At 61.2% G+C, this 20,655-nt stretch carries 16 protein-coding genes; 7 read left to right on the forward strand and 9 right to left on the reverse strand.

What is annotated here, in order from left to right:
- Positions 1-4: 4 nt before the first annotated feature.
- Together trxA and BG842_RS14410 are read left to right on the forward strand one after the other, a co-directional pair.
- Positions 5-403, forward strand: coding sequence for a thioredoxin (gene trxA, locus BG842_RS14405; RefSeq protein ID WP_069451271.1), 399 nt, complete (start codon positions 5-7; stop codon positions 401-403).
- Between the two features lie 40 nt (positions 404-443).
- Positions 444-1,010, forward strand: coding sequence for a class I SAM-dependent methyltransferase (locus tag BG842_RS14410; protein ID WP_069451272.1), 567 nt, complete (start codon positions 444-446; stop codon positions 1,008-1,010).
- Between the two features lie 43 nt (positions 1,011-1,053).
- Here BG842_RS14410 and BG842_RS30615 read toward each other — a convergent pair whose 3' ends face one another.
- Positions 1,054-1,182: a hypothetical protein gene (locus BG842_RS30615; protein WP_394327479.1), complete on the reverse strand. Its 129-nt coding sequence runs from the start codon at positions 1,180-1,182 to the stop codon at positions 1,054-1,056.
- Positions 1,183-1,224: 42 nt separating this feature from the next.
- On the opposite strand from BG842_RS30615, the gene BG842_RS14415 reads away from it, so the two are divergent.
- The 3 genes from BG842_RS14415 (at position 1,225) to BG842_RS14425 (ending at position 5,632) form a co-directional block, all read left to right on the forward strand.
- The gene (locus BG842_RS14415) at positions 1,225-2,070 is read left to right on the forward strand and encodes a nucleoside phosphorylase (protein ID WP_069451273.1); all 846 of its coding nucleotides are present in this window, start codon (positions 1,225-1,227) and stop codon (positions 2,068-2,070) included.
- A gap of 165 nt (positions 2,071-2,235) precedes the next feature.
- Positions 2,236-4,398 (forward strand): molybdopterin oxidoreductase family protein, encoded by a 2,163-nt coding sequence (locus BG842_RS14420; RefSeq protein ID WP_069451274.1) that lies wholly within the window; start codon positions 2,236-2,238, stop codon positions 4,396-4,398.
- Positions 4,399-4,558: 160 nt separating this feature from the next.
- Positions 4,559-5,632 carry a S1C family serine protease gene (locus BG842_RS14425; RefSeq protein WP_069451275.1) on the forward strand — a complete coding sequence of 358 codons (1,074 nt, stop codon included), beginning with the start codon at positions 4,559-4,561 and terminating at the stop codon, positions 5,630-5,632.
- Positions 5,633-5,951: 319 nt separating this feature from the next.
- Here BG842_RS14425 and BG842_RS14430 read toward each other — a convergent pair whose 3' ends face one another.
- The 5 genes from BG842_RS14430 to BG842_RS14450 form a co-directional block, all read right to left on the reverse strand.
- Entirely contained in the window at positions 5,952-7,193 is a 1,242-nt protein-coding gene (locus BG842_RS14430) for an orc1/cdc6 family replication initiation protein (protein WP_083252540.1), read from the reverse strand.
- A gap of 1,986 nt (positions 7,194-9,179) precedes the next feature.
- Positions 9,180-9,986 (reverse strand): hypothetical protein, encoded by an 807-nt coding sequence (locus BG842_RS14435; RefSeq protein WP_069451277.1) that lies wholly within the window; start codon positions 9,984-9,986, stop codon positions 9,180-9,182.
- Positions 9,987-10,294: 308 nt separating this feature from the next.
- Positions 10,295-11,893 (reverse strand): response regulator, encoded by a 1,599-nt coding sequence (locus BG842_RS14440; protein WP_069451278.1) that lies wholly within the window; start codon positions 11,891-11,893, stop codon positions 10,295-10,297.
- Between the two features lie 177 nt (positions 11,894-12,070).
- On the reverse strand, positions 12,071-12,793 hold the full coding sequence (locus BG842_RS14445; RefSeq protein ID WP_069451279.1) for a ThuA domain-containing protein: 723 nt from the start codon (positions 12,791-12,793) through the stop codon (positions 12,071-12,073).
- Positions 12,794-12,835: 42 nt separating this feature from the next.
- Positions 12,836-13,564 carry a ferredoxin--NADP reductase gene (locus tag BG842_RS14450; RefSeq protein ID WP_069451280.1) on the reverse strand — a complete coding sequence of 243 codons (729 nt, stop codon included), beginning with the start codon at positions 13,562-13,564 and terminating at the stop codon, positions 12,836-12,838.
- 163 nt (positions 13,565-13,727) lie between these two features.
- Here BG842_RS14450 and BG842_RS14455 point away from each other — a divergent pair, with 163 nt between their 5' ends.
- Positions 13,728-14,099, forward strand: a complete 372-nt coding sequence (locus BG842_RS14455) for a DUF4112 domain-containing protein (RefSeq protein WP_069451281.1) — start codon at positions 13,728-13,730, stop codon at positions 14,097-14,099.
- Here the strand turns inward: BG842_RS14455 and BG842_RS14460 are convergent.
- Both BG842_RS14460 and BG842_RS14465 read right to left on the reverse strand, forming a co-directional pair.
- Positions 14,093-15,151 (reverse strand): TrmB family transcriptional regulator sugar-binding domain-containing protein, encoded by a 1,059-nt coding sequence (locus tag BG842_RS14460; RefSeq protein ID WP_069451294.1) that lies wholly within the window; start codon positions 15,149-15,151, stop codon positions 14,093-14,095. The two genes, BG842_RS14455 and BG842_RS14460, sit on opposite strands and share 7 nt — an antisense overlap.
- Before the next feature lie 26 nt (positions 15,152-15,177).
- Complete coding sequence (locus tag BG842_RS14465) at positions 15,178-17,322, reverse strand: alpha-amylase family glycosyl hydrolase (protein ID WP_069451295.1); 2,145 nt, start codon at positions 17,320-17,322, stop codon at positions 15,178-15,180.
- A 105-nt stretch (positions 17,323-17,427) separates the two neighbouring features.
- On the opposite strand from BG842_RS14465, the gene BG842_RS14470 reads away from it, so the two are divergent.
- Entirely contained in the window at positions 17,428-19,470 is a 2,043-nt protein-coding gene (locus tag BG842_RS14470) for a glycoside hydrolase family 15 protein (RefSeq protein ID WP_069451282.1), read from the forward strand.
- Positions 19,471-19,489: 19 nt separating this feature from the next.
- On the opposite strand, the gene BG842_RS14475 is transcribed toward BG842_RS14470, so the two are convergent.
- Positions 19,490-20,620: an ABC transporter ATP-binding protein gene (locus BG842_RS14475; protein ID WP_069451283.1), complete on the reverse strand. Its 1,131-nt coding sequence runs from the start codon at positions 20,618-20,620 to the stop codon at positions 19,490-19,492.
- Between the last annotated feature and the right edge of the window lie 35 nt (positions 20,621-20,655).

Below are 20,655 nucleotides of genomic sequence, written 5' to 3' on the forward strand. Positions count from 1 at the left end.
GTAGATGACGGACGAAATCAGCGAAATCAGGAAACAAAAACGGGAAGAGTTGATGAACGGACCGACGGAAGAAGACGAGGGGACCCCGAAAGAGCCGGTTCACGTCGAGAGCGAGTCGCACCTCGATGAGCTTACGAAGGCGAACGATGTCGTGTTGGTAGACTTCTACGCGGACTGGTGTGGCCCGTGCAAGATGCTCGAACCGGTGGTCAAGACCGTGGCGAAGGAGACAGATGCCGTCGTCGCCAAGGTGGACATCGACCAACACCAACTGCTCGCACAGCAGAACGGCGTGCGCGGCGTGCCGACGCTCCAGTTGTACGCCGACGGCGAGGTCGCAAAGCGGATGGTCGGGATGCAGGACCAGGCGACGTTGATGAACCTCGTCAACCAGTTCGCCTAAACGGGGTTCTTTATTCGACCGGTCACAACAGGAGAACGAGATGGGCTTTCACACGTTCGACCCCGAGAAGGCGGCAAAGCTCGAAGACGCAGGGCGGTATCGGTATGTCTCCCGCGAGGAGTTACTGGCACGACTCAACCTCGGTGCCGACGAAACCGTCGCCGACCTCGGGAGCGGGACCGGATTTTACACGGACGACGTCGCCTCGTTCGGCGAGGCGTCGAACGTTAGCGTGTACGCGGTCGACATGCAGGACGCGATGCACGACTACTACCGGGAGAAGGGCGTCCCGGAGAACGTCGCGCTCGTGACAGCGACCATCGACGACCTTCCGTTCGACGACGACGAACTCGACGCCGCGTTCTCGACGATGACGTTCCACGAGTTCGCGAGCGAGGACGCGCTCGCGGAGGTCGGACGCGTCCTTCGACCCGATGGCCGGTTAGTCGTCGCCGACTGGAGCGCCGACGGGCGGGGTGAAAGCGGGCCGCCGGTCGGCGAGCGCTACGACCTCGAAACGGCGCGCGAACTCCTCACCGCCGCCGGGTTCGAGGTGGAATCGGGACGCGAGCGCCCCGAGACGTTCGTGCTGGTCGCGCGTCGGTAGGGCAACGGTAAGGCGACGGTAGGACGGCGAGTCGGTCCGATTTTCACGCCATCGGTTCGATGGACCGCCGAACGGTCGCACCGATTTCGGCGAAGTGACACAGCGGATTGCCGGGGTGGACTACGGAATTTTCGAGGACGCCGACGAGCAATCCGATGAAAGGTGCTACCATGTATCAATATCTTATTTGCCATACCCGACGGAAATAAACAACATGCCGATTCCGAACTACGGCGACAAGTACGATTCCCCCGCGCTGTTCTCCGCCGCGGACGCCATCGACGGACAGGGCGGCGACGCCGGAGTGGAGATTCCGAAGGCAGTCATCATCACCTACCAACGTGATTTCTTCGAGAAGATACTCGCGGAGCGAACGGGCGACCCGATACCAATCGTTCGGGATTTCGAGGTGCACCCCATCGACGAAACGGTCGGCGTCGTCGGCGGGTTCAGTATCGGTGCGCCCGCGACGGGCACCGTCGCCGAGAACCTCATCGCGGCGGGCGCGGAAGCGCTCTGTATCGTCGGCGGGAGCGGGACGCTCCAACGCTCGATAGAACCCACGGACGCGATCATCGCCGACGAGGCAATCCGGGATGAAGGCGTCTCGTATCACTATCTCCCGCCAGAAGCCGAGGCCGAACCCTCGCCGGAACTCACCGACCACCTCGAAGCGCGGTTCGAAGAGAGCGAGGTGACGACGCACCGCGGAACCACGTGGACAACGAGCGCGTTCTACCGCGAGACGGTGGCCGAAATCGAGGAGTACGCGGATGCGGGGGTCGTCAGCGTCGAGATGGAAGCGGCGGCCCTGTTCGCGGTCGCCGAATTTCGCGGCGTAGATGCGGCCGCGGTCTTCGACATCGGCGACCTGCTGACCGAGGAGGAGTGGGACCCCGGCACCGAGTACGAGAATGTACAGCCAAAACTCCTCGGACCGGCGATAGCGGCGCTTCACGACCACCTCGATGCGGAAGAGTCCGATGCGGAAGGGTCAGATTCGGAAGAGTCAGATTCGGAAGAGTCAGATTCGGAAGAGTCAGATTCGGAAGAGTCGTGACCGCAACGGAGATTCCTGATGACCGTCGGTCACGGCCATGGAGACAGGTGGTGGTAAGGTAACGACGGGCCACGATGACGGACGGTCGTGCGTATCCCACGCCGGGAGCCACTCGACGTTCGATCCCCCGACAAGCATTAGCAACGGCCGGTTGCATGCACGTGCATGGGAGATAACTCGGAGGAGCGAATCGGTGGCGAAAGTGAGCAAACCGGTGACGGAGGCGATCGGACCATCGAACGGGACGCGAAAAGCATCTGTCCCTTCTGCGGCGTCGGCTGCGGCGTTCGACCGGCGAAAACGGGCACGTCCGGAGAGTCCGCACGGGGACGAGGGTGGCACGCGGCGGTGAACCGCCGCGGTGAACTCTGTCCGAAGGGGGTAGCCGCCTACGAAGTCGTCGGCCACGACGAGCGGTTGACCGAGCCACAGGTTCGCCGCGACGGGGACCTCGTGAGCGTTTCCTGGGACGAGGCCTTCTCTCGAATCGAAACCGAATTCGCCCGCATCATAGATGAACACGGACCGGACGCGCTGGGATTTTTCTCCTCCTCGGGGTGTACGAACGAAGAGGACTACCTGCTTCAAAAAATCGCTCGGACCCTCGGCACGAACAACGTGGACAACTGCGCTCGGCTCTGTCACTCCTCGACGGTCGCGGCGATGGCGAGTCGGTTCGGTGCCGGTGCGATGACGAACACGCTTTCGGACCTCGGGGACGCCGACTGTTTTCTCATCTGTGGCTCGAACCCCGCCGAACAGCACCCGATAATCTTCAGTTCGTACCTCGCACCGGCCGCGAAAGAGGGGACGACGGTGATCCAAATCGACCCGCGAACCAACCGAACGAGCGCCATCGCGGACCACCACTTGCCGGTCAAACCCGGCTACGATATCCCGCTGTTGAACGCGATGTGCGCCGTGATTTTTGAGGAAGGGTTGGAGGACGAGGGGTTTCTCCGCGAACGCGTGTCCGAGGTGGCCGCGTTTCGGGAATTCATCGCCGACGTTGACGTGAGCGCGTGTGCGGAACTCGCGGGCATCGCGGAGGACGACCTCCGAGAGGCCGCGCGCGTCTACGCCACCGCGGACCGCGCCGCGGCGTTCACCGGCATGGGGATGAGCCAGCATCGCTACGGGACGACGAACGTCCACGCGCTTCTCAACCTCTCGCTGGTCACCGGAAACATCGGAAAGCGCGGTGCTGGCGTCAACCCGCTTCGCGGAAAGAACAACGTCCAAGGCGCGAGCGACGTCGGCTGTTTACCCGACGTGCTCCCGGGCTACCGCTCGGTCACGGACGAGGACACCCGGACCGCTATCGGAGACGTGTGGGGTGTCGAACCGCCGTCGAAACCCGGTCTGACGGAAGTCGAGATGACACACGAGTTCGGCGACGGAATTCGCGGCGCGTTCGTGTTCGGCGAGAACATCGCGGCGACCGAACCGAACGCGAGTCGAACGGCGCGAGAACTCGATTCGCTCGACTGTCTCGTCGTGCAGGATATCTTCCCGACGAGGACGGTCGAACACGCGGACGTCGTGCTCCCGGCGAGTTCGTGGGCGGAGAAGGAGGGAACCGTGACCAACACTGATCGACAGGTACAGCGGATGCGTCCCGTCGCCTCCCCACCGGGGAACGCGCGCGCCGATTTAGACGTTCTCCGGGAACTCGGTCGAAGGCTAATGCGGGCGACGGGAAACGAGGAAGCGACCGAAAACGATGCGTCGGAAGGGGCGTTCGACTACGGCGGGGCGGCGGCCGTCTTCGAGGAGTTACGGCGGGTGACGCCGCAGTACACCGGGATGCGGTACGTGGAAATCGGGGAGGGAAGTCAACGCTGGCCGTTACCGGAAGGAGCGAGCGAAGGAACTGGTGTCCTCCACCGGGAGACGTTCGCCAACGGACACCGACACGTGCCGCTCGTCCCGGTCGAACTCGTGGAACCGGACGACGAGGATGAACTCGTATTGACGACCGGGCGCGTCATCGAGCACTTCAACAGCGGGGTCGTCACCCGACGATCCGACGTGTTGACGCGCCTTCGGAGCACCGACGCGATGCAGATACACCCCGACGACGCGAGAAAGCGGGGAATCGAGGACGGGGAAACGGTCGTCGTCGAGAGCGAGCACGGCCGGGTGGAAGCGAGCGTGGCGGTCACGCCGTCGATTCGTTCCGGCGTGGTGTTCCTGACGTTCCACTTCGCCGAACCGCTCGTCAATCAACTCACTGGCGACGAACTCGACCCCGAATCGAAGATTCCGACGTACAAGCACGTTCCCGTGACGGTCACGAAGGAGAAATCCGGAGCGAGCAATGGTTGATGATAGCAAGTGACGTGCTTAACCGTATTCGGCACTAACCTATCGTGAATTCGGCGATCGAGCCGCGGCCCCGGATGTCGTCGCCTCCGAATCGCAAAGCGGTGGCGAACATCGAGCGAGTCGGCAAACAGCGGCCGTGCGTTCGAGAGTCGAACGAAGCATGAACGAACACGAGTCAGACGACAAATACGAAACGGACGAGCAGTTGGCAGATGAGCACCCCATAAACGAACAGTCGCTATACGAACGGTTGTACGACGAAACGATTCCGTCGGTCGTGTCGGTGTACGTCACGCCGCGGGACGTGAACGGCCCGACGAGGAGCGGCGCGGGGTCGGGATTCATATACGACCACGGCGCCCAGCGGGAGCCGGACGGATATGTCGTGACGAACGGGCACGTCGTCGGCGGTATCGACGAGGTGGAACTCCGATTCAGCGAGGGCGACTGGCGAACCGGACGCGTCGTCGGACGAGACGGTGGAACCGACCTCGCGGTCGTCGAAGTCACAGACCTTCCGGCGTACGCCGAACCGCTCGCCGTTGCGGCGGATGCGCCGACGCCGGGACAGCGGGTCGCCGCGCTCGGGAACCCGATGGGACTCGACGGAACGATTACGACGGGTATCGTCAGTGGGACGAATCGCTCGCTCCCCACCGGGAACGGCTTCGCCATTCCCGACACCGTACAGACCGACGCGGCCATCAATCCCGGAAACAGCGGCGGACCACTCGTGACGCTCGACGGGGAAGTCGTCGGCGTCAACCGCGCTCGACAGGGGGACGGCATCGGCTTTGCCATCTCGGGAGCCATCGTCTCTCGGGTCGTACCGACGCTGATAGAAACCGGCACCTACCGCCATCCGTACCTCAAAATCTCGACGGTAGACGTGTCGCCGCTCGTCGCCGAGGCGAACGAGTTAGCGGAGACGCGCGGGGTGCTCGTCGTGGACGTGCGTCTCGGTCCGGCGAGCGGTGCCCTCGTGGGATGCGAATCGGTGCGAACGCTCCGCGGACGCGACGTCCCCGTCGGTGGAGATGTCATCGTCGGTATGAACGGACGAGCGGTGCGTTCACACGAGGAGTTGATGCGACACCTCCTCATCGAAGCGCGACCGGGAGAGGAGGCAGAGGTCGAACTCGTCCGAAACGGGCAACGGCTGTCGGAGACGGTCGTTCTCGGTGAGCGACCGAAAGCACCCGGACGCGGCGGCATCAGCGTCGGCGTGGAGTGAGTCGGAGAAATGACGGAGAAGAGATTTGGAGAACAAAGAACGGTAGAAAGGAGAGAAGGGCGGGATTCGGAGAATGAGCTGCGAAGAACAGCGGAAATGGAGGGGTTGAGCGGTTATATACGGGAATCAAAACCCGGCATCGGAAAAACAACGGAAATTGTGGAGTTAATTCGACTACAGTGACGTTGCCATTACAACGGAAACGGTGGTGTTAGGCGTGAGGACGTGCGTTATCCTTCGTTCCTCGTACAGCCTCGTTCCGCAGTCGACGTTCATTCTCACTCCTCACCCATTCTCGCCTCTCGTGTACACCTCTTTCTCAGTCCTCGCGCTCGTCGAGCAGTGACTGATAGTACGGGCGGATACTTTCGTGGACGCCAGCGAGTTCGATGGTCTCTTCGAGGGCGCTCACAACGAGATGGAGGTCCTGTTTGAGCGCATGCTCGCGGTACTTCCCGCCGGACATTCCCTCGTTTTTCTCGGTCGAAGAGATGACGCCAAGCATCGCAAGGTCGGCGAGGTGGTCGCGCATTCGCCTGCTCGTGAGCGCCTCGGTGCCGATGTGGTTACACAGTTGCTCGTACCGAGGGCGGATATCCCGCGAACGGGCGGGGGAGTTATCCTCCGCTTCGAGGGACGTGAGCGCGTAGAGGATGAGACGCGCGTGTTGGGTGAGGTCCGCGACGCCCTCCATGATGCGGTCGCGTTCGAGTTTCCGGCGCGCCTCTTGAACGTGATGGTCGACAACCTGCCCGGCCGCGTCCTTCCGTGCGAGGTCCCCCGCTTCGAGGAGCAAATCCAGCGCCTGTCGTGCGTCACCGGCGTCCTGTGCACCGTACGCCGCACAGAGCGGAATCACGTCCTCCGCGAGGGCGTTCTCGTGAAACGCGACCTGTTCACGCTGGGAAAGCACCTTCTGGAGTTCCGTCGCGTCGTACGGCGGGAACGAGACTTCCTTTTCACAGAGCGAGGAGCGAACTTTCGCCGAGAGCGAATCGCGGAACGAGAGGTCGTTGCTGATGCCGATAAGGCCGATTTTGGCGTGTTCGAGGTATCCATTGCTCCGCGCGCGAGGGATTTGATAGAGAATGGAATTGTCGTTGATGTGGTCTACCTCGTCCAGAACGATGATGATGGTACCGTTGAGTTCGTCGAGTTCGTCCCAGAGGAAGCTGTAGACCTGTGCTTGCGGATAGCCGGTGTTGCTGATCTGATCAGCCGGGTCACGGAGCGTGTTTACGAGCCGAACCGCGACCTGGTAGCTCGAATTGAGACCGTCGCAGTTGATCTCGACGACGGAGAGGGTGATATCGTCGTACCGTGCGGCGTCTTCCTGCAGTTGGTTCAGAAGAAATCGCGTCGCAGCGGTTTTTCCGACCCCGCTTTTCCCGTACAGAAAGATGTTCGACGGCGCTTCCCCGTTGATTATCGGTTGCAGTGCGGCGTGATACTCTTCGAGTTCGTCGTCCCGACCGACCAGATTATTCGGCGTGTACTCCTCCAAAAGGGCGTCCCGATTTTTATAAAGGGAGTTATCCCGGTCGAAACTAAACGAGGTCATTACACAACGTATTCACGGTCGAGTATATAAAACTGGGCCGTCCTTTGTTTCTTTTGTTCCGAATGATTTAAGCCCTCTCAGGATTTGTCCCGGTGCATCGTTTCCGTTGTCCGCGGGGAAGTGTTTCGGTAACTCCGAGACTCGGTAACTTGGAGACGAAAAACCGGAAGGGGGAGCGAAAAGGGAGAACGGAAAGGAAGAACGAGAAGAGAAATCCGGAAAGGGAAATCGGAAAAGGTGATCACGGACGAGAAACGGAGAATCACGGAGTGCGAACACGTCGGAGAAGAAGTGAGACGGACAGCGGAAACGATGGGGTTGGAGAAGATGACGAGGAGAATCTATTCGAGTAGAATCGAGGAAGAGGTTATTTGGCCGTAGAATTCACGTGTTTAGTTGATGGCGAGGTGTTGAAAAGACACGAGTCGTTTATAAACGGACACCCACCCCATAGTTTCCGGAGTCTTTGGGAAAAGGATGGTGGGGGTGGAGGAAGGCGGTCTCTAGAAGGCGGTACTTTTATTACCTATATCGTATAACAATACCCGTAATAGCGAAAAAGAACAACTTAATAATTCTATTAAACTAGACTATAGTTCAAGCAACTATAGTTCATAATGACGTTTTATTTGACACTACGGCTTTCGTGGCTTTTTCCAGTCGTTTCCCGAGGCGTTTCCCGGTTCATTTTTTAGAATCTCATTCAAAGATAATCCATGGGTTTAACTAGTGGGTTGTTCTCGACCTTTTCGATTCATATCCCAGCTGAACTGCTTTATCAGCAAGGAGGGACGCTTTTACCGCGACTTTCCCGTCTTTTTGGTCCGTTCTCTGTACGGCAGAAACTCCTCTGTTTCCGCTGTTCGGCACAGATGTTCACCCGTTGAGTGGGATTGAACTTCTCTTCCCTCTTCTCCCCCACCCCCTCCCCCCCACCCTTTCCCACCAAAACAGCGGAAATCATGGGGTGGGTGTCCCCTTACCCATATTCTCATTCCGTTTGGTGGCACCGCACGTTTCATTCGTCCAACAGCGGAAATCGTGGGGTGTGTAGGACCGTGTACTTCGGTTCGGGTCGGCATCAGCAAGGGGACGATGGATATCCCAGACTGAACGGTACAGTCGAGATGGGATACAGCACGGATTGTGATGTTCACCATTCTGCTATCAGAGTACGGCTCACTACTCACCTACTTCTTATCTACTACTCACCCACTACTCGCCTACAGCGAACGATAGCAACACGAGTTCTACAAATACGGGTCACGAGGAGACTGCGACTGTAGTGAGGATATACCAGTAACGACCATCCACCATAACGACCGATTCGCCGTAACGACCTGTTCAACAGAACGACTTGTTCGACAGTACCGACTGGTTCGCCGACGGCGAGAAATCGGTCCCACAACAGCGAGAAAACAGTGACGATACGGCAGCCACAGCACCGACAGAACACACGGTGGTCCCGTTGAAAACAGCGGAAACCATGGGGTCGTCAAGTAATTCGACGAAGCGACGGAAACAGCGGAAATCGCGGGGTTGCTTATAACCTCCTCGAAACAATCCCATCGTTGCTCGGGAGAGAGAACAGCGGAAATAGAGGAGTCAACGAGTTCTCGGTATATGCAAGTATTTCCCATCAGTTGGGTTCTCATTCGTTCTACGACGTTTTTTCTTCTAGAAAATCAATGAATTTATAACCTCCGAATTCGGTCTGTCGAGCGTAGAAACAACGGAAACAGTGGTGTGGCTGAGAACCTCGACTTCGGCTCGTTCTCTCATTTATTCGATCCCCATCCCAATTCGATCCCCATCAAACTCCAATCAAACCCCCACCAAATACCAATCAAATTCCCATTTCCATCGAATCGACCTGCCTTTCCACTGACACAATCGTTGACACTGTGTTTTGAAGCGGAATTGGAAGAAGGTCGATTGTTACGATTGTTACATCGTTCGGTAGAAACAGGCCGAATAACGGGGTTCTTATTCGGTTTGTTCGACTTCGAGGATACGTGCGTCACACCCTTCACAGGTGGCGGCGACGACTTCCATCGACCGGCAGCAGGACTCGACGGTTTCCTGCTCCGCCGTGATATTATCACCACATTCCGGGCAGGTATCGAGGAAGATACGAAGGCCGCTAAGGATGCGGCTTTGGTTGTCGACGGAGAGGTCGTCCCAGTGATCGTATCGGTCGCTCAGCTCGCGGGCGGCCGCGAGGTCGGCGATCAGCGCGGGTCGAGATTCCCATTGGCCGAGTCGGCGGCCCTCGATTCGGGCGATGAAGGCGGAGTCGTGCTCTTCGAACTCCAACTCCGATTCGTCCGCGCCAAGAATCCGACTCAAGTCCCGCTTTTCAGCACCGTCCGCCATGACGCGCTCCATGTTCTCGTGCCATGCCGAGCGGAATTCCTCGTCGAGGCAGAGGTCGTCGATTTCGGCACAGGGTTCGACGACGTTCGCCTCGGAGAGAACATCCTCCGGCTCGCGGTCCGTCGGTTCCGGTGTCGCGGTCGGCATTTCGTGTTTGTCGAACTTTCGAAGCAACCAGTCGGGGAAGTAGGTTTTCGTAAACCACGGTGTTCCGGGAACGAGGTACCCGCGGAGATAAATCGCGGCCATACTGAACGCGAAGAACGCGATCCCGAGCGGCATCGCTGGAAACGTCAGTATCGTACTGACGACGACGGCGATAGCGACGTTGACTATCGTACAGGGTGTACAGCGATTTTCACCCGTGTACTCCGGCTGTCGGAAGCGGTCGATGGTACGTGGGAGTTCAGTGCTCATCTCATTCCGATCATTTTCCTTCACCACTATATATTTATTGTTGAATGTTCCTCTGATGTTAAAAAATCGAGAAACTAACGGAAGCAGAATGGATTCTCAATCCGAGTGGGGTCACCATCTATCGGTGTGAGGACGGTACCAGGAGCGAGATTGTAACAGGTTGTTTGCAGCAGGCGCGCGCAACTGCCGGTCGAATTGTCCCGTCCCGACGGCCGACGGAGAGAAAACGGGTTCCGATTATCCAACGGGTTCCGATTATCCAACGGGTTCCGATTATCCAACGAGTTCCACTATCCGATGTGTCTCGACTACCCTACCGACGGATCGGCGCGTTTGAGTCGAATCGTCACGATGCTCCCCATCGGCTGATTGGTACCGAAGTGTAGCTCGCCTCCGAACTTACCGACGATCCAGTTCGTCAGCCACAATCCGAGTCCGCTACCGTGTTGGAGGGCGGTTTCTCTCCCTTCGATGAGTACCGCCTGTTCTTCCTCCGGGATTCCCGGTCCGTCGTCTGCAACGACGATCTCTACCCACCGTTTCTCGTCCTCCTCGACGGTCGTTACCGAAAGCGTCACCGTCGGCCGTTCGCGGTCGTTGTGTTTGATGGCGTTTTCGACGACCTCGTTGACGACCGTATCGAGCGTTTTGTCGCCATATACCCACGCCCTCTCGGGGAGATCAGCGGAGAGCTCGACCGAAGGGTACGCTTCTCGGAGATCAGAGCACGTCCGTTCGATGAGACCCGTGATTTCGATGGCGGCCCGCGTCCGGCTGGGTTTGTCGAGCGTTCGACCGACCTCGCGGGCCTTTTCGATGACGTCTATCAGGTCTGTCGCCTTTCGTTTGATGATTTCGGCGCTTTCGGTCGCCTCGGGGACCGATTCTATGAGGTTGTCCGCGTGTCCGAGAACGACGTTGAGGTCGTTTCGAAGGTTGTGTCGGAGGATGCGGTTGAACACTTGGAGGCGTTGTTCACGACGGAGCAACTCCTGTCGCGTCCGAACGGAGTTGATGGCGTACACGATGCTGTTGCCGAACTTCGAGAGGACGTGTCGCTCCGTTTCGTCGAATGCGTGCGGGTGAGAAGAATAGACGTTCAACACCCCGTAAAGGGTGCTTTCGTATCTGAGGGGTATCGTTGCCTTCGACCGATAGCCGCGCTTGCGGGCCTTCCGTTGCCACTCCTCGGCGGAGGAATCCGTGCCGATATTCTGTGTTATCTGCATCTGTCCCGTTTCGACGGCGCGTGCGAGCGGCGTGTAGTGGTATCCTTGCGAATCGGTGTGGAGTACGTCGTCGAGGTATCCCGCCTCGACTCCCGCGGAGACGCGGGGAACGATCCGTCCGTCGTCATCGGCTTTTCCGATCCACGCGAAGCGATACGATTCGGACGCTGCGAGTCGTTCGCAAACGGCTTCCTCTATCTCCCCGCGTGTCGATGCTTCGAGAAGCGATTGGCTGATGCCCCAGATGAGTTCGTTAATCGCTATTTGGCGTCGAACCGCCTGTTCCGCACGTCGATGTGCGACCGCGTTCTCGACTCGGTTTGCGAGGGCGACGAACTGTCTCTTTCCGGTCCCTTTCCTGAGATAGTCGGTAATTCCAGCGGAAATCGCTTTGCTCGCCGTTTTCTCGCTTCCGCCCCCCGTCATGAGGATGAAGGGCATTTCGGGTGCTCGTTCTCGCACCGCGTCGAGCAGTTCGAGGCCGTCCATCTCCGGCACCTCGTAGTCACTAACGACGCAATCGAACTGCTTCTGTTCGAGGCGGGCCAGAGCGTCCGTTGGGACGATCTCCGTGCGAACGGTCACGTCCTCTATCTCCTGGTGGAGGATTTGCGACGCTATCGTTCCGAAGAACTCGTTGTCTTCGACGTGGAGCACCCGAATCGGGCGACCTTCCATTCTACATTACACGTCTCGTATGTGACCAATATATAACTTTGTCCTCGTCATCTTGGATACATCACATACTTCACGTATTCCGGTTTATCCCGTCTATCGTTTCACATCAATTGTCTGCTCGTTGTACGTCTATTTCGGTCCAGTCTACGTGTTCGGCTCTCCGTTGCGACTATCGAGCTACCGTTCTTCGGGTGGCTCGGGAACCCTTCCGAACTCGGGACGGGCACCGCTCCCGGCGGCGGCCCATTCGACGGCGTTTCCCAAGATTCGCTGAATCTCGGGCTGTCGGTAAATCGGGTACGTTTCGTGACCGGGTCGGAAGTAGAAGATGCGTCCCGACCCGCGGCGGTAACAACATCCGCTTCGGAACACTTCCCCGCCCTCGAACCAGCTGACGAAGACGAGTTCGTCGGGGGCCGGAACGTCGAACCGTTCGCCGTACATCTCCGCGTTCGGAACGACGACTTGCTCTTCGATTCCGTCCGCGATGGGGTGGCCGGATTCGACGACCCACAGGCGCTCTCGCTCGCCCACTTCCCGCCACTTCAGGTCGCAACTCGTTCCCATCAACCGCTTGAAAATCTTCGAGAAGTGACCCGAATGGAGGACGATGAGCCCCATCCCGTCGAGGACGCGCTGTTGTACCCGCTCAACTACTTCGTCTTCCACTTCGTCGTGTGCTGTGTGCCCCCACCAGGTGAGCACGTCCGTCTCGTCGAGCACCTCCTCCGTCAGCCCGTGCTCGGGTTCGTCGAGCGTCATTGTCTCGACAGCGAAACCTCGCTCCTCGAACGCTTCGGCGAGCACCGCGTGGATGCCGTCGGGATAGCACTCCTCGCTCGCTTCGTCCTCTCGCTCGTGCCGGAATTCGTTCCACACCGTGACGCGCGTGTCGTCCATGTCTCGTCTCTCACCGGCCGCTCGATTGGGTGTTTCGGAAGCTCACTCCCCGGAAACTTCGTCCTCCTCCCATCCTTCGCTGTATATTCGATGGTCCGGGAGGCCGATGTCGGCCAGTTTCTCCGTGGTTTCGACGACCATTCCCGGGACGCCACAGCAGTAGAAATCGGTCGCTTCGGGGTCCGGAACGACGTCCTCGATGTGTGCTTGGACGTGTCCCGTTCGGCCGCTCCAGTCCTCGTTCGAGAGCGAGTAGACCACGGTCAGGTTCTCGTGCTCCGCTTCGAGTTGGTCCAGCGTCTCGCGGTACATCACGTCCTCTTGCGTCTTTTCGCCGTAGAGGAAGGTCGCGTGGCCGGTCCCGTCCCGAAGATACTGTTTCACCATCGCCATCATCGGCGTGATTCCAGTTCCAGTCGAGACGAAGGCGACGTCGGAATCGAGGTCTCGGAGATAGAGGTTGCCGTCCAACTCCTCGATTTCGATGGTGTCCCCGGGTTCGCGGTCGTGCATGTACACCGAGGCGGTCCCGTCGTCGTAGCGCTTTATCGCCAGCGTGATGCTGTCCGTCCCAGGCAACCCGGTCGCGGTGTACGGCCGGACGACTTCCCCGTCTTGCGTTTCTCCATTCTCACCGTCATCGCCCTCCCGTTCGAAGTGAAGGTAGGTGTGATGGCCTGGTTCGTACTCGAACGCTTCGTCCGCGACGAGTTCGAACTGCTTGACTCGCGGCGTCATCCGATGTATCGACGTGATTTCGACCTCGCGCATGGCCGACGCTGACGGTACTCCTCTCCGTAAACGAACCGGCCGAACTGTCGGATGGCTCGACTACTGGACTGCCGAATTATCCTGCTCGACCGCCGGATCGCCCTCCTCCCGGCCGCCTGACTGCCGGAACGCCTATCCCGACGGAGTGCCTGGATATACCTCCATGAACACCGCCGACATTCCCGAAACGCTCCCTCGCCGCAAGCGGAAATCCATCGAGCGAGTACGAACGGTGAGCCGCCTCCTCGACGAGGCGTTTCGTATCCCCGGGACTCAGTTTCGTGTCGGTCTGGACCCGATTCTCGGCTTGCTTCCCGTCGGCGGCGACCTCGCCTCGGCGCTCATCTCGCTCTATATCGCGCTCGAAGGGTACCGAATGGACGTTCCGCGTCACGTGCTCGCACGAATGCTCGCAAACGTCGCAATCGACACGTTCGGCGGGTCGGTTCCCGTACTCGGTTCTGTTTTCGACGCGGCGTGGAAGGCGAATCGGAAGAACCGGGCCCTCCTCGAACGACACGTCGAGCGTTACTGAGCGAATTCGAGCGTCACGGCCTCGGCTTCGAAGTCCTCGACGAACGACCCCGAACCGCCGACCGTCACTTCGCCGTCCTCGGTTTCGAGGACGAGCGCCGCTTCGACCGGGAACGCGTTCGACGCCGGTTCGAGCAGCGATTGGCGGACGTCGACGACGCTCCCTTCGACCGTCGTGGGGTCCGTCTCCTCGCCGACCGGCCGTCCCGTGACGCGCGCGGTGATGCTGTTTCCTTTCCTGAGGTGGAGCGTCGCTTGCAACACGGCGGAGCGGAAGTCGTCGAAGGTCTTCGGCAGCGCCACCGGTTCCGTCGCGTACACTTCGTTCGCCATGGGCCAGTAGTTGCCGAAGAACGACCCGACGAGAACCGGCACGAGCTGTTCCTGTGCGAACGTGATGGCCTGCTTGTCGCTGTTCGAGCGGACTATCATCTCCGTCGGCGCGACGAGGCCGAACTGCTTGTCCACCGTGAGTGTTGTCGGCATCGGTTCGCGCCACACGCGGACCGTGCTGGCGAGTCCCTCGAACTCCGTCTCGTCCACGTCGTCCCGGTGAACGCCACTGAGGACGAGCAACACGAGAACCCCGCGCTCGACCGCGCTTTCGAGTTCGCTCGCGACCTCGGGGAGGTGTTCGTAGGGTATCGAGAGCGTGACCTCCTCGTTCGCCGCCGCGAGCCGGTTTTGAATCCGCTTGATGACGGTGACGCGGGACTTGATGACCTCGAACTGGTCGGGTTCGCTGGTCGTCGCCGAGTATCGCTCGTCGAGGGCAGGCCGCATCGTCTCCACCCGGTCGGCGAGCGTGCCGATGACCCGCTCGGGCGGGTTGGCGCGAATCATGGTCGGGACGACGTGGTCGTTCACCTCCACGAACCCGCGTTCCGCCAACTTCTCGCTGGTGCTGTAGACGTACCGCTTCGACACCCCAGCGTCGTCGGCGATGGTGCTGGCTTTGGCTTCACCTTGTTCAAGAATCGCGAGATACGTATCGACTTCCTTCTCCGAGAGACCGAACTGGCGGAGGAGTCCTGAGAGCGTACGGTCGTCCATTTCTTGGCTCATGGTTTCTCGGGTATCTATTTACTTTCCCCGGTGGCTCGAACGACGAGGGCATCCGAAACGAGGAGTTCGGTCCCGGCGAGCGTTCCGCCGTCGTCTCGTCTCGCCGTCGGAATCCGCGTTCCCGTCACCAAGTCTTCGGCTTCGATTCGTTCGTCGATTCGAACCGGTTGCGGCCGTTCCGAGAAGTTCAGCGCCACGACGATGCGTTCGGCGTCCGTCTCGCGGGCGAACGCGACGACCGCTTCCGAATCGCTCTCCCATTCGACCCGCTCGACCGTTCCGTCCCGAAGGACGGACAACTCGTCGCGGGTTTCGCACAGCGAGCGGTGGAAGGCCGTCAACTCGTCGTCGCCGTCGTCCCAGCGCATCCTGCCCCGGTATTCGGTCATGCCGCGCTCTTGCCCGTAGTATATCATTGGCGCGCCGGGGAGCGTGAACGTCGCCGCCGCGGCGGCTTTCAGCGCGTCGCGTCCGCACTCCTCGCGGTAGCGCGATTCGTCGTGGTTCTCGACGTACCTCAGATGGACCGCGCTGTCGGGGAACCCGACGCGTTTCGAATCCTCCAGCGCGTCGAAAACGGCGGATGCGGGTTTTTCCCCCGTCCCGATGTCGCGCAGCGTACCGTACAGCGTCGTGTCGTAGTGCATCGTGAACTCGCCCTCGTGGTAGGCCGGGTCGCGCGGAATCGTCTCGTCGAGGAGCAGGAAATCGGCGGGCACGCGGTCGGCGACCTCTTTCCAGAACTCGTGGGGGACGCCCCACGCCACGTCGCATCGGAACCCGTCCACGAGTCCCGCCCACTCGTCCACCACGTTGAGCAGGAAGCGCCGGACCGCGAGCGAATCGAAGTTGAAGTTCGGAATCCGCTCCCAGTTGAAGTAGCGCTGGGCTTTCGTTTCTCCCGCTTTCCCGTCCTCCTCCCAGACGTACCAATCCCGGTACTCGGGTACCCCCGCCGCGCTCATCTGGAACGCGGGGTGGTCGCGCGAGGAGTGGTTGATAACGAGGTCGAAGATGACGCGAATCCCGACGTCGTGGCAGGCGGCGACGAAGGACTCGAATTCGGCGCGCGTGCCGAGGTCGTCCGCCGTCTCGAAGTAGTTCGTCGTGTGATAGCCGTGCGTCGTCGGACTCCCCAGAATCGGGGTTAACCACACGCAGTCCACCCCGAGCCATTCGAGGTAGGGGACCCGGCGCTCCAGTTCAGTGAAGGTGGTATCGACCGTCTCCCCCGCGAACGACCGGACGAAAATCTCGTACACCGTCGGCGACGCCGCCCACTCCGGCGGGTCGTTCGGTCGGTGGATTCGCGTCCGTGCGTTCCGATTTCGACCCGCTTCGTCGTCGCCGCGAATCTCCACGCGGTCGGCGACGCTGTGGCGCTCGCCGACCGCGACGGCGTGAACCCGTCGCCCGTCGCCGATTTCGTCGCGGGGGATTCGGACGGTTCGTCCGTCGCTTTCGACTCGATGAACGCGTTTCTCCCCGCTGGCGAGCGCGCTCCCGGCGCGCTCGCCGATGTAGAACTCCACCGCGAGTTCGTCGTCCGAGTAGTCGCTGTCGGATGCGGCTTTCGCGTCGGCCGTGACGAGGACGTCTCCTGCCTCCCGCTCCGCGTCGAGACGAATTCGCGGCCATCCCGATCCCGGAACCGAGAGCGTCCCCCGAACCTGCTCGGTGAGGTCGTCGTTCAGCAGGAATCCGTAGGGGTGCTCCCCGGGCGGCAGTTTCGTCTCGTACACGTACGCCCCGTCCTCGTAGGTCGGGCGGTCCCGTCCCACGAGTTGCTCGTTGAACGGTCCCATGATACAGATGGACTCCAGTTCCTCGTGGGGTATCTGGAGGTCGGACAGCGGCAACTCGAACCGCGCGGTGCGGCGCACGTCGGGAAACGCGCGAACGAACCGTTCGCGCTCGCCGTCGGGCGCGGTGAGGCGAAGTCGATAGACGCCGGGAACGTCGGGCGTGAAGTGGACGACCGCATCGTCGCTGACGACCGCCGAACTTCCGTCCGGACGCGCTTCGACGGTCCAACTGTACTTCGAATCCGAATCTGCATCCGAGTCCGCATCTGAACCCGCATCCGGATCCGGGTCGCGCGGTGCCAGTTCCACCGACTCGCCGACCGTGGTAAACCGCGGAGGAGCTACACTGTGCATGTGTTCCACGGCGAAGAGGAGGATTAACTATCTTGCGCTCCGACGATAATCTGTGAAGGATTATTTCACCAAGCCTTTTACCGTCGCTTCTCGTGGTGGTACCTGATGACGCTCCGTGACGCACTTTCCGATTTCAAACGTCACTGCGGGAACGCGACCCGTTTCCCCGGTGAGCGCCGGACGACTGCGGGCCGATTCTCCGGTCTCGGCGGTCGTCTCGTCCACGTCGGCCCGCACGGGTCGCTCCGCGACTACTCCTACCCGCTCTCCGGCCGCTACGGTATCGACCGCTCCCGGTTCGGCGTTCGGCGGAACGGCGAACTCGTCTGGTTCGACTCGCTCGACTCGACGCAGCGATACGACGACGGCACCGCCCTCGTCGTCACCGAACACGAGGCCGAAGACTGGTCGCTCACCCAGCACGATCTGACGCTCGACGACGCTCACCTCACGCGTTTCGTCGGGAATGGAGAGACCTCCGGCGACGTCGAACTCGTCGCCTACCTCGGGTTCGCGCCCGACGGCCGCGACGACAGAATCGGCCAACTCCGCCACGGCGATGCGGTCGAGGTGTTTCACGCCGAAGAACACGACTACCTCGCCACGGCACCCCGGCCGAGCGCAATCGACGGTCTCGTTCCCGCGAACTTCGAAACCCTCCTGTCGGACCGTCCGCAGGAGGTTCCCCCGATGGGCGACGCCGGGCGATACGAGGAGAGCAGACTCAGCGGCGAACTCGTCGTCTCGCTCGCGCTCGACGAGGGTGCCACGCTCGTCTCGTTGCTCGCCGACCACGGCGAAACGCCGCGCGAGGACGCGCTTTCCCGCGTTCGGGAACTCGCGTCGAAGTACGATTCGGCCGAAGCGCTTCGCGCCGCCGCCGAGAAACGGTCCCCGGAACGGTCCCCCGACGCGACGCTCGACACGCCGACGGCGACCGCCGTCACCGACGATTTGCGCGTTCTCTCGTTCCTCTCGGCCGATACCGGCGCGCGCATCGCCGGACCGGATTTCGACCCGTTCTACCGCTACTCCGGCGGCTACGGCTACACGTGGTTCCGCGACGACGCGGAAATCTCGCGGTTCCTGCTCGCCGCGGACGGCCACTTCGACCTCTCGTTGTCGGACTGGCACGCCCGAAGTGCGCGCCTCTACTGCGAAACGCAACGCGACGACGGTACGTGGCCTCACCGCGTCTGGCCCCACGACGGAACCATCGCGCCCGGATGGGCGAACGCCCGCGTCGAGGCGGGCGACGGGGCGGACTATCAGGCCGACCAGACGGGGAGCGTCATCGCGTTCCTCGCTACCTACCTCCGAACGCGGAATCTCGATTCGGACCTCGAATCGACGGTTCGGGAGACGCTCCGAGCGGCGCTCGACGGTCTCGACGACACGCTCGAAGCCGACGGCTTGCCGGTCCACTGCCAGAACGCGTGGGAGAACATGACCGGACGGTTCGCCCACACCGCCGCGACGTACCTCGAAGGGTACGCCGCGCTCGCCCGCGCGCCGGTGGCCGACGACCTACGGGACCGCGCGTTGGACGGCGCGAACGCGGTCCTCGACGGACTGGACGAACTGTGGACGGGCGAGTTCTACGCGCTTCGACTCGTCGACGGCGAACGCGACGAACGACTGGATTCCAGCGCGCTGGCACTCGCCGCCGCACACCGCGCCGCGGCGGCAGTCGTCGCCCTCGACGCGGAACAGGTGGACCGCATCGTCTCCCACACCGAGGCCGTCCTCGACGGCCTCTGGCGCGACCCGGACGAGAGCGATATCCGCGGCCTCGCCCGGTTCGAGGGCGACGACTGGCGGGTCCGCGAACAGGACGCACCCAAAATATGGACGGTTTCGACGGCGTGGGGTGCCAACGCCGCGAGCGAACTGGCCGACCTGCTTTCGGAGCGCGACGACCGGCGCGCCGAGGCGTTCTCGCGCCGCTCGCGCGACCTGCTCGCGCTTCTCCTGCCGGACGGACCGCTCTGTGCGGACAGCGGCTACCTCCCTGAACAGTTCTTCGACGCGGGCGCGGCCGACAGCGCGACGCCGCTCGGATGGCCCCACGCGATTCGACTGGCGACGGTCGCGGCGCTGGACGAACGGGACGCCTTGCAACCGACGGAACGAGTCGCGGACGACTGACGACCGAATCGAATCTGTTTCAGGCCGAGGCTTTTCCTGCGACCGTATCTTTCTCGCCGACGACCTCGCCGTTTTCCCCGTCGAAGACATGCACGTCGTCCTCCGCGAACGTGACTCGAATCGTCTCGCCGGGGTCCGGTTCAACGTCGGAATCGACCCGCGCGATGAAGTCATCGGCCGCGTCGAGGTAGAGGTAGTTGTCGCTTCCGATGGGTTCGACGACCTCCACGGTGGTCGTGAGGACGTTTTCGTCCTGCTCGCTCGCGGGAAAGATGTCCTCCGGGCGGATGCCGACGGTGAACGCCCCGTTCACGTCCCGGATTCGGTCGGCGAACGACGACGGGAGACGACAGGAGAACGAGCCGTCGCGGTCCGTGAGGACGACGGTCCCGCCCTCCTGCGTCGCGTTGACGTCGATGAAATTCATGCTCGGCGAGCCGATGAAGCCGCCGACGAAGCGGTTCGTCGGCCGGTCGTACACGTCCGTCGGCGCGCCCATCTGCTGGAGTTCGCCGTCCCGGAGGATGACGATTCGGTCGCCCATCGTCATCGCCTCCTCTTGATCGTGCGTGACGTACACCGACGTAATCCCGAGTTCCTGCTGGATGCGCTGGATTTCGGTGCGCATCGTGGTCCTGAGTTTGGCGTCGAGGTTCGAGAGCGGCTCGTCGAAGAGGAAGATGTCGGGTTCGCGGACGATGGCGCGGCCGAGCGCCACACGCTGTTTCTGCCCGCCGGATAACTCGTCCGGTTTGTCCGAGAGCAGGTTCTCGATTCCCATCATCTCGGCGGCCTCGTACACCCGTTCGTGCCGTTCCTCCTTCGAGAGGTCGGTGCTCATCCGGAGGCCGAAGCCCATGTTCTCCTCGACGGTCTTGTGCGGGTAGAGCGCGTAGTTCTGGAACACCATCGCCACGTCGCGGTTTTTCGCGTGGACGTCCGTCACGTCCTCGTCGCCGATGTAGATGTGACCGCTGGTGGCGCTTTCCAATCCGGCTATCATACGGAGCGTCGTCGTCTTCCCGCACCCGGACGGGCCGACCAGCGTGACGAACTCCCCGTCCTCGATGTCGAGGCCGAGATCGTCCACCGCGACGATCTGCCCGCGGTCGAACTCCTTTCTGAGGGTCTCCAGTCGAAGCTTTGCCATTACCTCGTGTGGTGTCGTACCACGGTAAAGTTCTT

The sequence above is a fragment of the Haladaptatus sp. W1 genome (genome assembly GCF_001723155.1).
Classification (GTDB): domain Archaea; phylum Halobacteriota; class Halobacteria; order Halobacteriales; family Haladaptataceae; genus Haladaptatus; species Haladaptatus paucihalophilus.

What these genes read in the sequence shown, in the direction of transcription:
- BG842_RS14470 (WP_069451282.1), top strand. Translation starts at nt 17,428, where the DNA reads ATGACGCTCCGTGACGCACTTTCCGATTTCAAACGTCACTGCGGGAAC.
- BG842_RS14455 (WP_069451281.1), top strand. Translation starts at nt 13,728, where the DNA reads ATGAACACCGCCGACATTCCCGAAACGCTCCCTCGCCGCAAGCGGAAA.
- BG842_RS14460 (WP_069451294.1), bottom strand. Translation starts at nt 15,151, where the DNA reads ATGGACGACCGTACGCTCTCAGGACTCCTCCGCCAGTTCGGTCTCTCG.
- BG842_RS14445 (WP_069451279.1), bottom strand. Translation starts at nt 12,793, where the DNA reads ATGGACGACACGCGCGTCACGGTGTGGAACGAATTCCGGCACGAGCGA.
- BG842_RS14465 (WP_069451295.1), bottom strand. Translation starts at nt 17,322, where the DNA reads ATGCACAGTGTAGCTCCTCCGCGGTTTACCACGGTCGGCGAGTCGGTG.
- BG842_RS14420 (WP_069451274.1), top strand. Translation starts at nt 2,236, where the DNA reads ATGGGAGATAACTCGGAGGAGCGAATCGGTGGCGAAAGTGAGCAAACC.
- BG842_RS14425 (WP_069451275.1), top strand. Translation starts at nt 4,559, where the DNA reads ATGAACGAACACGAGTCAGACGACAAATACGAAACGGACGAGCAGTTG.
- BG842_RS14475 (WP_069451283.1), bottom strand. Translation starts at nt 20,620, where the DNA reads ATGGCAAAGCTTCGACTGGAGACCCTCAGAAAGGAGTTCGACCGCGGG.
- BG842_RS14430 (WP_083252540.1), bottom strand. Translation starts at nt 7,193, where the DNA reads ATGACCTCGTTTAGTTTCGACCGGGATAACTCCCTTTATAAAAATCGG.
- BG842_RS30615 (WP_394327479.1), bottom strand. Translation starts at nt 1,182, where the DNA reads ATGGTAGCACCTTTCATCGGATTGCTCGTCGGCGTCCTCGAAAATTCC.
- trxA (WP_069451271.1), top strand. Translation starts at nt 5, where the DNA reads ATGACGGACGAAATCAGCGAAATCAGGAAACAAAAACGGGAAGAGTTG.
- BG842_RS14415 (WP_069451273.1), top strand. Translation starts at nt 1,225, where the DNA reads ATGCCGATTCCGAACTACGGCGACAAGTACGATTCCCCCGCGCTGTTC.
- BG842_RS14440 (WP_069451278.1), bottom strand. Translation starts at nt 11,893, where the DNA reads ATGGAAGGTCGCCCGATTCGGGTGCTCCACGTCGAAGACAACGAGTTC.
- BG842_RS14435 (WP_069451277.1), bottom strand. Translation starts at nt 9,986, where the DNA reads ATGAGCACTGAACTCCCACGTACCATCGACCGCTTCCGACAGCCGGAG.
- BG842_RS14410 (WP_069451272.1), top strand. Translation starts at nt 444, where the DNA reads ATGGGCTTTCACACGTTCGACCCCGAGAAGGCGGCAAAGCTCGAAGAC.
- BG842_RS14450 (WP_069451280.1), bottom strand. Translation starts at nt 13,564, where the DNA reads ATGCGCGAGGTCGAAATCACGTCGATACATCGGATGACGCCGCGAGTC.